Annotated in this window: 12 protein-coding genes and 1 pseudogene; 7 read left to right on the top strand and 6 right to left on the bottom strand. The window is 73.0% G+C overall.

The annotated features are described in order from the left end of the window. On the bottom strand, nt 1-578 hold a 578-nt coding region (locus DKT68_RS27310; RefSeq protein WP_146218441.1), incomplete at its 3' end, for an MFS transporter. A 220-nt stretch (nt 579-798) separates the two neighbouring features. Here DKT68_RS27310 and DKT68_RS27315 point away from each other — a divergent pair. The 3 genes from DKT68_RS27315 to DKT68_RS27325 all read left to right on the top strand — a co-directional run bounded on the left by DKT68_RS27315 (nt 799) and on the right by DKT68_RS27325 (nt 2582). Next, complete coding sequence (locus DKT68_RS27315; RefSeq protein WP_109820253.1) at nt 799-1779, top strand: helix-turn-helix domain-containing protein; 981 nt, start codon at nt 799-801, stop codon at nt 1777-1779. Nucleotides 1780-1853: 74 nt separating this feature from the next. Beyond that, a complete protein-coding gene (locus tag DKT68_RS27320) occupies nt 1854-2093 on the top strand; it encodes a DUF397 domain-containing protein (protein WP_109820254.1) in 240 nt (79 codons plus the stop codon). Between the two features lie 213 nt (nt 2094-2306). Then, entirely contained in the window at nt 2307-2582 is a 276-nt protein-coding gene (locus DKT68_RS27325) for a hypothetical protein (RefSeq protein ID WP_109820255.1), read from the top strand. A 158-nt stretch (nt 2583-2740) separates the two neighbouring features. Here the strand turns inward: DKT68_RS27325 and nudC are convergent, their stop codons facing one another. The 4 genes and pseudogenes from nudC to DKT68_RS32765 form a co-directional block, all read right to left on the bottom strand. Then, nucleotides 2741-3700 carry an NAD(+) diphosphatase gene (nudC, locus tag DKT68_RS27330; RefSeq protein WP_109820256.1) on the bottom strand — a complete coding sequence of 320 codons (960 nt, stop codon included), beginning with the start codon at nt 3698-3700 and terminating at the stop codon, nt 2741-2743. Nucleotides 3701-3734: 34 nt separating this feature from the next. Next, complete coding sequence (locus tag DKT68_RS27335) at nt 3735-5078, bottom strand: M16 family metallopeptidase (RefSeq protein WP_109820257.1); 1344 nt, start codon at nt 5076-5078, stop codon at nt 3735-3737. Nucleotides 5079-5192: 114 nt separating this feature from the next. Continuing rightward, the gene (locus DKT68_RS27340; RefSeq protein WP_109820258.1) at nt 5193-6503 is read right to left on the bottom strand and encodes a M16 family metallopeptidase; all 1311 of its coding nucleotides are present in this window, start codon (nt 6501-6503) and stop codon (nt 5193-5195) included. Between the two features lie 10 nt (nt 6504-6513). Continuing rightward, a pseudogene (locus DKT68_RS32765) lies at nt 6514-7528 on the bottom strand (LLM class flavin-dependent oxidoreductase). A gap of 272 nt (nt 7529-7800) precedes the next feature. Between DKT68_RS32765 and DKT68_RS27350 the strand changes: the two are divergent. The 4 genes from DKT68_RS27350 to DKT68_RS27365 are packed head-to-tail and all read left to right on the top strand — an operon-like array spanning nt 7801 to nt 10954. Next, a complete protein-coding gene (locus DKT68_RS27350) occupies nt 7801-8865 on the top strand; it encodes an ABC transporter substrate-binding protein (RefSeq protein WP_109820259.1) in 1065 nt (354 codons plus the stop codon). Then, on the top strand, nt 8862-9641 hold the full coding sequence (locus DKT68_RS27355) for an ABC transporter ATP-binding protein (RefSeq protein ID WP_109820260.1): 780 nt from the start codon (nt 8862-8864) through the stop codon (nt 9639-9641). The genes DKT68_RS27350 and DKT68_RS27355 overlap by 4 nt, the downstream gene beginning before the upstream one ends. Beyond that, nucleotides 9631-10515: an ABC transporter permease gene (locus DKT68_RS27360; RefSeq protein ID WP_109820261.1), complete on the top strand. Its 885-nt coding sequence runs from the start codon at nt 9631-9633 to the stop codon at nt 10513-10515. The genes DKT68_RS27355 and DKT68_RS27360 overlap by 11 nt, the downstream gene beginning before the upstream one ends. 1 nt (nt 10516) lies before the next feature. After that, complete coding sequence (locus DKT68_RS27365) at nt 10517-10954, top strand: RrF2 family transcriptional regulator (protein ID WP_109820262.1); 438 nt, start codon at nt 10517-10519, stop codon at nt 10952-10954. 161 nt (nt 10955-11115) lie between these two features. Here DKT68_RS27365 and DKT68_RS27370 read toward each other — a convergent pair. Next, the coding region (locus tag DKT68_RS27370) for a hypothetical protein (protein WP_407940799.1) at nt 11116-11326 on the bottom strand (211 nt) is incomplete at its 5' end.

The raw sequence follows: 11326 nt of genomic DNA on the forward strand, positions 1-11326 counted from the left end.
GTCGGCGGGGGCGGCTGCGGGGTGGGCAGGGCGCTCACCACCGCCGCCGCGGCCAGGAAGCCGGCCACGCCGATCCCGGCCAGCGCCCACCCGCCGATCGCCGCGTAGAGCGCCGCGCCGGCCAGTGGGCCGATCAGCCGCAGCCCCTGGCGTACGGTCTGCAACACGCCGTTCGCCTCGGCCAGCAGCTCCACCGGCACCAGCTCACGGATGAGCCCGCTGAGCGCGGCGCTGAGCGCGATGTAGGACAGGCCGTACAGGGCGGCCACCACGTAGACGAGCCACACGTCGCCGGAGTCCCGGACCGTGAACAACGGGGTGAGCAGCGCGGCGGTGACCAGGTTCGCGGCCACGAAGAAGGGCCGGCGCGGGTAGCGGTCGACGAACCAGCCGACCAGCGGCGCGAGCGTCATCGGGGCGACGACGGCGAAGATGGTGGCGCCGGCGAGCCCATCCGAGCCGGTCAGGTCCTTGACCCAGATGGCGAGCGCGAGTAGCAGGATCGACTCGGCGGTCATGCTGGCCAGCAGGCCCGCGAAGAGCAGGCGGAAGTCAGGTCGGCGCAGGACGGTGCGCATGGGTCCCTCCGGCGGGAGTGGTGGCGCGCCCGGGTGGGCGTGGGTCGACGGGGCCGCGGCCGCGGGTCCGTCGTCGTCCGGCGTACCCGAGGTCCATTTTTCGCGAGACACGCCCCCGCCGGAACCTCCGACGTCGGTCGCGCCGTCCATACTGACCGTGGGGGGCGAATTTCATACAGTTACCGTCGCGTCTGCGGCGGTCGACGGGAAAGAGGACACCGTGCCTCCTGCCGCACCCAGCCCGATCCTGCGTCGTCGCCGGTTGGGCATAGAGCTGCGCCGCCTGCGCGAGGCCGCGGGCCTCACCGGTGACCAGGTCATTGAGCGGATCGGCTGGGCCTCCGCGTCCAAACTGTCCCGACTGGAGAATGGCCGCAGCCGGCCGGACCCTCAGGACGTGGGCGTTCTGCTCGACCTCTACGGCGCCGATCCGGCACTGCACGAGGAGCTGCTCGGGATCACCAGCGAGGCCGGCGACATGCGGGGCTGGTTGAAGAACTTCCCGGTGATGACGCAGCAGCAGCGCAGCTGGGCCGAGCTCGAAGCGGGCTGCGCGGAGATCTCCGAGTACAACCCGGTGCTGGTGCCGGGGCTGTTGCAGACCCCGGGGTACGCCCAGGTGCGGATCGTCTCGGCGCGGCAGGTGGGTGAGGGCGCCGGCGAGCCGGAGCCGGGCGAGGAGCCGGAGACCGAGGTGCGGGCGCGGCTCGCCCGCCAGAGCCTGCTCACCCGGGAGCCGGAGGCGCCCCGCTACACCGCCGTGCTGGAGGAGGCGGCCCTCGGTCGCCGGGCCGGCCCGCCCGAGGTGCTGCACGAGCAACTCGTCCAGCTCTGCGAGCTGGCCCTGCTGCCCAACGTGACGCTGCACGTGCTGCTCCGGGACACCCAGATCGGCAACTGGTACCTCCCGCCGACCGCGTTCTCCCTCTACCGGTTCGCCGATCCGCTCGATCCGGAGACGCTGGCCATCGAAGGGGGGTTCACCGACGTCATGTCGACCGAGGCAATCGCGCTAAATCGCTATAAAGTGGTGTTCGAGTGGCTATGCACGGCGGCACTGAACGCTTCGGACACCCTCTCCTGGCTGATCGAGGCGACGGGACGGCTGACCGAGGCGGCGCCCCCATCCACAGTGGCGTTCGGGCCGGCAACGGCGCCGACCCAACGCCGCCGGGCCTCGGGGCGGCTGACGGAACGGTGATCCACGGGGGACCCTCCGTCGGGGCGTGCGGCACCACTCGTCCCATCGGAGCGGTTCACATCAGGAGCAGAGCCATGAACGACATCAGCAACACGCCGTCCGTCCCCGCCCACCGGCTGTCGGACGCCCCGTGGCGTACCAGCACGCGTAGCCAGACCTCCAACTGCGTCGAGGTCGCCCCGCTCGGCACCGGCCCGACGGCTGTCGCACTGCGGGACAGCAAGGACCGAAGCGGTCCGGTGCTGCTGTTCAACCGGGCAGGTTGGCTCGGCTTCATCGGCGGAGCGAAGAAGGGCCAGTTCGATCTGAACTGATCCGGTGACCGGGACGGGGCCGTCGGCGTGCTGCCGGCGGCCCCGTCGCGTTGCGCGCCGCCGACCACGCTGACCAGTCATCCGCCGATCGGACGACGCTCGAAACCAATAGGCGTGTTTCAGTTGCTGGGACGAACACGGGGCGTAACATGGCCATCGAGAACGTGGAACTTCCACACCGGCTCATCCGTCGCGGTTCATCCGGAGACCCTCATGCGGTTCCTGATCGTTCGCACCGACATCCGCGCCGTCGCCGACGGGGACATCGCCGCTGCCTGGGCGGACGGCCACCGGCTCCGCGACGAGACGACCACTCCCGAGCCGCGCCGGCAGATCGTGCACGCCGAGGACCGGGACGCCGCGCTGCTGCTCGCCCGGGCGCTCGCCACGGTGGGCGCGGTCCGCGCCGGCAAACAACGGGTCAAGGTCCTGCCGCTGCGCGACACCCGACCCGCCTTCCGGCTCAGACCCGGCCGCACCGCCACCTGACCCACGAGACGTCCGTCGTGGTAGGACCGGCTCCCCCGCCGCGTTTCTCGCACCAGCCCACCACGACGGCCCGTGTTCCCGGCCCGTGACCGCCGCGGCAACGGCGGCCACGGGCCGGGACCGTGCTCACCCGTCGACGGCCACCCCTCGCGACCGTGTCAGCGGTCGCCGTCCACCCAGCCGTCCAGCCACCGGTGGATGAGGAACAGCGCGATCGACGACGGCGGCGGCAGGATCAGCTGGGCCCCGTCGCCCACGTCCACGGTCCGCCCGGCCAGCGCCGCGCCGATCTCCCGCCGGGAGAACCACCGGGCGTACGCGATCTCGGACGGGTCGACCTCCACCGGGTCGGTCGGGTCGGCGGTGGCCAGGAAACCCAGCATCAGCGAGCCGGGGAACGGCCACGCCTGGCTGCCGACGTACCCGACCCGCTCCACCCCGATGCCCACCTCCTCGCGGACCTCGCGCAGCACGGCGGCCTCCGCCGACTCCCCCGGCTCGACGTAGCCGGCCAGGCAGGAGTAACGGCGACCGCCCGGGGTGCCCGGCCAGCCGGCGTTGTTGCCGAGCAGGCAACGTCCGTCCGGCCCGTCGACGCCGTCGTGCACCAGCACGATCATCGCCGGATCGGTACGCGGCCAGATCCGGCCGCCGTTGCGGTCCACCCGGGACCAACCGGCCTCGTCCATGGCGGTCGGCGCTCCGGTGGCCGCCGAGTAGCCGTGGCGGGTGTGCCAGTTGACCAGCGCCAGCGCGGTGGTGAAGATCCCGGCCTCGCGGTCGCCGAGCAGGTGGCCCACCTCGCGCAGGTTGACCGCCCGGGTGCCCGGCAGCGCCGGCAGCGGCGTGTCGACCGCGAAGACCGGCACCCCGTCCGGCTCGACACCGAGGAACATCGCGATCGACTCGGACCCGGGCGGCACGTCGCCCGAGCGGAACAGCACCAGCGCCGGAGGCGACGCGTCGGTACGGGCGAGCGTCCGCCCGTCGTCGGTGGAGTCGAGCAGCAGCACCCGGGCACGCAGCCACGCCTCGGTCAACCACTGCCGGTCGCCCCGCCGGTGCGCGGCGCGGTCGAGCGTGGACCGGGCCAGCGGTGGCGCCGCCTCCCCGCTCACGCCGCCCCCTCCCCGGCTGGCGCGGCCATCCGCTTCACGGCTGCACCGGCTCGGTCCGGACCGGGGTCAGCGCGGCCAGCCCCGGGGTGATCCGCTCGGCGTCGCCGAGCACCACGACCGCCGCCCGAGCCGGCGCGAGGTGGTGGGCCGCCACCCGTGCGACGTCGTCGGTGGTCGCCTTCGCCAGCCGCGCCGCGTACTCGGCGAGGAAGTCCAGGCGCAGCCCGTTGCCGGCGTACGCGCTGGTCAGCGCGGCCAGCCCGGCCTGCGTCGACATGCCGAGCTGGAGGGTGCCGAGGGCGTACTGGCGGGCCTGCTCCAGCTCCTCCGGCCTGGGCGGCAGCGACGCCAGCCGGCCCAGCTCGTACGTCGTCTCCAGCAACGCCGGGCCGGTGACCTCGGTGGCCACCTCGGCGGCGGCGACCAGCACCGAACCGGCCACCGAGTGCTCGATCACCGAGTGCGGGCCGTACGTGTAGCCCTTGTCCTCGCGGATGTTCTCCACCCAGCGGGAGGAGAAGTAGCCGCCGAAGATCAGGTTGGCCAGTTGCAGCGGGGCATGGTCGGGATCGGTGCGCGGCACGGCCGGCAGGGCGATCCGCAGCGAGGACTGCACCGAGCCGGGCCGGTCGACCAGCAGCAGCGGCCCCGGCTCCAGTGGCGGGGTGGCCGGCAGCTCGGCGACGCGCCCGGCGCCGGCCCAGCCGCCGAGCGCCCGCTCGGCCGCGTCCAGGGCCTTCTCCGGCTGCACGTCACCGACCAGCACCAACTGCGCGCCGGCGGGATGCACCCGCTCGGCGTGCAGGCTGCGCAGGGCCGCCGGCCGGACGGCGCGGATCTGGCCGGGCTCCGGGGTCTGCGTCGCGTACGGGTGCCGGCCGTAGATCCGCTTCAGCAGCGCCTCCCGGGCCAGGTGCGCCGGTTGGCTCTGCGCCACCTGGATCCGGTCGACCAGCCGGTCGCGCTCGGTGGCCACCTCGTCATTGGGGTAGCTGGCGCCGGTCAGCACCTCGGCCAGCAGCTCCAGCATCCGGTCCAGCCCGGTGACCAGGCCGGCGCCGGAGAGCATCAGCCGGTCCGGGTCGACGCCCGCCGAGAGGCCGCCGCCCACCTTCTGCAACTCGGCGGCGATCTGCACGCTGCTCATCGACCCGGTGCCCGACAGCATGGTCTGCGAGAGCATCGCGCCGCGGGCCAGGTGGGCACGGCCGAACGGGACCCAGAGCCGCAGCTCGACCAGAGGCACGGCGGGCCGGCGTACGGCGATCACCGTGAGCCCGTTGCGCAGCGTGCGTTCGGCCTGCTTGGGCACCTTGAGTTTGCGGGTGGGGCCGAGCGGGGGCAGCGTACGCGGCCCGGTCGGGACGGTGGTCGTCATCGAGTCACCTTCGTTCGCGACTGCGGGGCTCGCAAAACCGGCTCACTCCTCGCGCTCACCGATCCACCTTCGTTCGCGACTGCGGGGCTCGCAAAACCGGCTCACTCCTCGCGCTCACCGTGAACCTCCGGGGATGACCTCGACCGCGGCGCGGCGCTCCGGGCGCAGGGTGGCCGCGGCGGTCCGTACCTGCTCGTCGGTGACCTCGCCGACCAGCCGGGGCAGATCGTTGAGCAGGCCCGGTTCGCCGCGCTGCTGTTCCAGCACGGCCATCCGCAGCGCCCGGCCGAGCACCGCGTCGGTGTCCCGCAGCAGGTGGGTCGCCATCCGGGCCTGCGTCCGGGCCAGCTCGCCCTCGGTCAACCCGTCGGTGGCCAGCCGGTCCAGCTCCTCGTCCATGGTGCGCAGCACCTTGTCCACGTCGCCGCCGGGCGGCAGGTGCGCCTGGAGCAGCAGCGCCGTCGGGTCCCGTACGTCGAACGGGTCGCCCATGAAACCGAGGTAGCCGCCGATGCTGGTCACCGTGCGGTCGCGCATGACCAGCCGCTCGACCAGCCGCGACGCGTCGCCGTCGGTGAGCACCTCGGCCAGCACCACGTACGGCAGGTAGCCGGCGAAGTCGGTGACCGGGTCGGGCACCCGCCAGGCGCCCGCCACCGCCGGCAGCGGCGCCAGCGCGTCCGTGTACGAGGTGCGCCGCTCCACGGTCAGGTCGGGTTCGGTGAAGTCGGGCCGCCGTGGCGCGGGGCGGGCCGGCACGTCGCCGAAGTGGCGGGTGACCAGCTCGGTCGCCTCGGTCACGTCGATGTCGCCGCTGACCGCCAGCACTGCGTTGCCGCTCGCGTAGTACCGGCGGAAGAAGTCGGCGGCGTCGGCGACGGTGGCCGACTCCAGGTCGACGAAGGAGCCGTAGCCGTCGTGCGCGTTGGGGAAGGTGTCGAACATGACCGGCGGCAGGGTCAGCCAGGGGAAACCACCGTACGGCCGGTTGAGCACGTTGACCCGGATCTCCTCCTTGACCACGTCGACCTGGTTGCGCAGGTTCTCCTCGGTCAGCCGGGGGCCGCGCATCCGGTCCGCCTCGAGGAACAGCGCGCGTTCCAGCGCGTTGCTCGGCAGCGTCTCGAAGTAGTCGGTGTAGTCCAGGTGGGTGGAGCCGTTGAAGGTGCCGCCGGCGCCCTGCACGTGCCGGAAGTGGGCCAGCTTCTCCAAATTCTCCGAGCCCTGGAACATCAGGTGCTCGAAGAGGTGGGCGAAGCCGGTGCGCCCCTCCGGCTCCGAGCGGATGCCGACGTCGTAGACCACCGCCACCCCGATCACCGGGGCACTTCGGTCGGGGGTGAGCACCACCCGCAGGCCGTTGTCGAGGGTGAACCGCTCGACCGGGTACTTCGTCGCTGGAATTCTGGATCTCCGCGCCGCCACGGGATCGACCCTAGCGCGTCGGCACCCCCGCCACCGCCGACCTCGGCTGAGCCGCCGCCACCGGGTCGGCCACCAGGGGCAGCACCTCGGCGCCGACCCGCTCAGCCTCCTCCCGGTGCGGCCAGCCGGAGAGGACGAACTCGTCGACGCCGAGTGCGGCGTACTCGTCGATGCGGGCCGCGACCTCGGCGTAGCTGCCGACCAGCGCGGTGCCGGCGCCCTCGCGGACCAGGCCGACCCCGGCCCAGAGGTTCGGTGCGACGGTGAGCCCGTCGGTGCGGCCGGCGTTCAGCGCGGCCATCCGGGCCTGGCCGACGGAGTCCATCCGGCGGAACCGGGCCTGGGCCGCGGCGATCCGCTCGCGGCTCATCCCGGCCAGCAGCCGGTCGGCCTCCGCCCAGGCCTCCGCTGGTGGGCCGGGCGATGACGTGCAGCCGGAGCCCGGTGCGCAGGGTGCGGCCGTGCTCGGCGGCGAGCGTGCGGATCCGGGTCACCCGGGACGCGACGGCCGCGGGTGGCTCACCCCACATCAGGTAGGCGTCGGCCTGCCGGGCGGCCACCGCCTCGGCGGCCGGGGAGGCGCCACCGAAGTAGATCGGCGGCGGGTCGACCAGGGGGCTGGCCAGGCCGCCGCCGTCGATCCGGTAGTGCGCGCCCGAGTAGTCGAAGGGCCGGCCGGCCCAGGCCCGGCGGAGCACCTCGACGAACTCCCCGGTGCGCGCGTAGCGGTCGTCGTGGCCGAGGAAGTCGCCGTACGCGCGCTGCTCGGCCGGGTCGCCGCCGGTCACGATGTTGAGGGACAGCCGGCCACCGGAGACGGCCTGGAACGCCTCGGCCTGCTGGGCGATCAGGGTCGGCAGCGCGAAGCCGGCCCGGACCGCGACCAGCATCCCGAGCCGCTCGGTGTGCTGGGCCACCGCCGCGCAGACGATCCACGGGTCGGGGCAGCCGGCGCCCACGGGGGTGAGGACGGCGGAGAAGCCGTGCGCCTCGGCGGCCCGGCCCACCTCGGCCAGGTACGCCACGTGGCGGCTCGGTCGTGCCGGGCCGCGCCGGCGGTGACGGTGGCGGCGCCGACCTGGTCGCCGTCTCCGGACGTGGGCAGGAACCAGTGGAAGGTCATTGCGGGGTCGCCTCTCTGCCGGTCGCCGAGGTGGCGCCTACCCTAGCAAGCTGGTAGGAAATGCCGACATATCTGAGACGCTCCTTCCCGGCATGTGGATGCCTCTTGACGCTGACCTCGGCCTGGCCCACTCTTCCTACCAACTAAGTAGGAATACTGCGGATTGGATGGACGATGAGACGGCTCCCCCTGCGCCGGTTGGTCACCCTGGCCACCCTCGCCGTGGTCGGCGCGGCGACCCTGGGCAGCACCGCCGCGTGCGGCGACGACAGCGAGGGCGCGGGCGGCAGCTCCGGCCCGGTGACACTGCGCCTCGGCTACTTCCCCAACATCACCCACGCGCCGGCGGTCGTCGGCGTGGAGAAGGGCATCTTCGCCGAGAAACTCGGCGCCAACGTGAAGCTGGACCCGAAGACCTTCAACGCCGGCCCGGCCGCCATCGAGGCGGTCTTCTCCGGCGCGCTGGACGCCACCTACATCGGCCCGAACCCCACCGTGAACGCGTTCTCCAAGTCCAAGGGCGAGGCGGTGCGGGTGGTCTCCGGCGCGGCCTCCGGCGGCGTGGCGCTGGTGGTCAAGCCCGGCATCAACGGCCCGCAGGACCTGCGGGGCAAGAAGATCGCCACCCCGCAGCTGGGCAACACCCAGGACGTCGCGGTCCGCTACTGGCTCAAGCAGCAGGGGCTGACCACCACCAAGGAGGGCGGCGGCGACGTCAAGATCGTGCCGCAGGAGAACGCCCAGACCGTGGAGACGTTCACCAGCGGCGCGATCGACGGCGCGTGGGTGCCCGAGCCGTTCGTCTCCCGGCTGGTCAACTCCGGGGGCAAGGTGCTCGTCGACGAGCGCGACCTCTGGCCGGACCGGAAGTTCGTCATCACCAACCTGCTGGTCAGCACGAAGTTCCTCAAGGCGCACCCGGACGTGGTGCAGAAGCTGGTCGACGGCCAGGTGGCCGCGAACGAGTTCGTCAACAGCAAGCCCGACGAGGCCCAGCAGGCCATCTCCGACGCCATCGGGAAGATCTCCGGCAAGCCGCTGGACCTGAAGCTGATCAAGCAGGCGTGGACGACGTTGGAGTTCACCAACGACCCGATCGCCACCTCGCTCAAGGCCGGGCTCGACCACGCCGTCGACGTGAAGCTGACCGACCCGGTGGACCTCAAGGGCCTGTACGACCTGACGTACCTCAACAACGCGCTCAAGGCGCAGGGCAAGCCCGAGGTCGTCCAGCCATGACGTCGACCACGACGACGCCGGACAGCGCGACCACCGCGGTCGCGCTGTCCGGCGTGACCAAGGTGTACGGACGCGGGGCCAACGCTGTCCTGGCCCTGGACGGAGTGTCGCTGGACGTGGCGCCGGGCGAGTTCGTCTGCCTGGTCGGCGCCTCCGGCTGCGGCAAGAGCACCCTGCTCAACCTGGTCGCCGGGCTGGACCGGCCCAGCGGCGGGCAGATCGACCTCGCCGGTGACGCCAGCCCCGGGCTGATGTTCCAGGAACCGGCGCTGTTCCCCTGGCTGACCGTCGACGGCAACGTGGAGGTGCCGTTGAAGCTGCGCGGGCTCCCCCGCGCCGAGCGGCGTGCGCGGGTCGCCGAGCTGCTGCGGACGGTGCACCTGGCCGACTTCGGCCGCAAGCGCCCGCACGAGCTCTCCGGCGGGATGCGGCAGCGGGTCGCACTGGCCCGCACGCTCGCCCTGGACACCCCGGTGCTGCTGATGGACGAGCCGTTCGGCGCGCTGGACGCGATGACCCGGGACATCCTGCACGACGAGCTGGAACGGATCTGGTCCGAGCGCCGGCTCTCGGTGCTCTTCGTGACGCACAACGTCCGCGAGGCCGCCCGACTGGCCGACCGGATCATCCTGCTCTCCAGCCGTCCCGGTCGGATCATCTACTCCACCACGGTGGACATCCCGCGCCCACGGCGCATCGACTCCCCCGAGGTCGCCGCCATCGCCGCCGAGGTCACCGAGCGGCTCCGTACGGAGGTGGGCCGCCATGGCCAGTGACACCCTCGCCAGCACGGCGCGCACCGACGCGCAGATCTCCGGCCTCGACGCTCTGGAGATCGCCGGCCGGGAGAAGGAGCTTTCCCGGGCCAGCCGGCTCTGGGCGGCCACCTGGCCCAAGCTCGCCGCGCTCGGCATCGCCGTCGGGATCTGGCAGGTCGTGGTCTGGACCGGCTGGAAGGACCCCTGGGCGCTGCCCGGCCCGGGTCCGGTCTTCGCCGACCTCGCCGACTACGCCCTCAGCTCGGCCCTGTGGGACGGCCTGGCCACCACCGCCCGGCGGGCGGTGCTGGGCTTCGCCGCCGCGGTCACCGTCGGACTGCTCCTCGGCCTGGCGGTCGCCCGGTCGAAGATCCTGCGTGCCGCGCTCGGCTCGATGATCACGGCGCTGCAGACCATGCCGTCGATCGCCTGGTTCCCGCTGGCGATCCTCCTGTTCCAACTCAGCGAGCAGGCCATCTTCTTCGTGGTGGTCCTCGGCGCGGCACCGTCGATCGCCAACGGGGTGCTGCACGGCGTGGACTACGTGCCGCCGCTGCTGATGCGGGCCGGCCGCAACCTGGGCGCGCAGGGGCTCAACCTCTACCGGTACGTCATCGCGCCGGCCGCACTGCCGGCGATCGTGGCCGGGCTGAAGCAGGGATGGGCCTTCGCCTGGCGCAGCCTCATGGCCGGCGAACTGCTGGTGGTCATCGCCGCCCGCACCTCGATCGGCGCTCAACTCACCTACGCCCGGGACTTCTCGGACGCCGAGCGGCTGATGGCCATCATGATCGTGATCCTGGTCGTCGGCCTGGCCGTGGACGCCGCGTTCGGCGCGGCGGACAAGGCGATCCGGCGCCGCTGGGGCGTGCTGGACCAGGCTGGTCAGTGACGTGTACGTCTCCGCGCGCAGCGACTACGCGCTCCGGGCCATGCTCGCCGTCGCCGCCACCGGTCGTGGCGACGGCGAGCTGGTGAAGGCGGCCAGCCTGGCCGAGGTGCAGGAGATCCCGCTCAGCTTCCTCCAGGGCATCCTGCTCGACCTGCGCCGGGCCGGCCTGCTGTTCAGCCATCGCGGCACCGAGGGCGGGTACGCGCTGACCCGCCCGCCCGACGAGATCACCGTGGGGGACGTGCTGCGGGCGGTCGGTGGCTCGCTGACCACCGTGCGGGGACTGCCCGCCGAGCGCGCCGACTACCACGGCGTGGCCGCCGGGCTGACCGAGGTCTGGCTGGCCGTGCACGGGGCGATCGCCACGGTGGTCGACAGCACGACCCTGGCCGACCTGCTCACCCGCGACCCGACCGGCCGCGCCCCCACGGCCACCTGACGCTCCCCGCGGCGGGCCAACCGTCGACGAGCACGACACCAGCGGCTGATCGAGGTCGGTTGCGGCGTGGTCGGACCGGTGCCCCGCCGGCCCGACCACGCCTCGTACCGAATCCTGACCGGGCCTGCCCCTCCGCCGGCACCGGTCGGTCCGGCCGCTGCTCAGCCCACGTGTGCGACCGGACCGGGGCCCGGGTCGCCGGGGCTGTGCAGCTCCACCAGGCCGGCGGGAGCGTTACCCGCCGGGGTGGCATGCCAGGGTGCGAAGGCCGCAACCATGGCGAGCAACAGGCCGGCGAGTGCGACCGCGACCACCAGGATCAGTTCGCGCAGCGCTCCCGAGCCGGCTTCGCCCGCCATGGTCACCCCTCCC

The organism is Micromonospora acroterricola (genome assembly GCF_003172955.1).
Classification (GTDB): Bacteria; Actinomycetota; Actinomycetes; order Mycobacteriales; family Micromonosporaceae; genus Micromonospora; species Micromonospora acroterricola.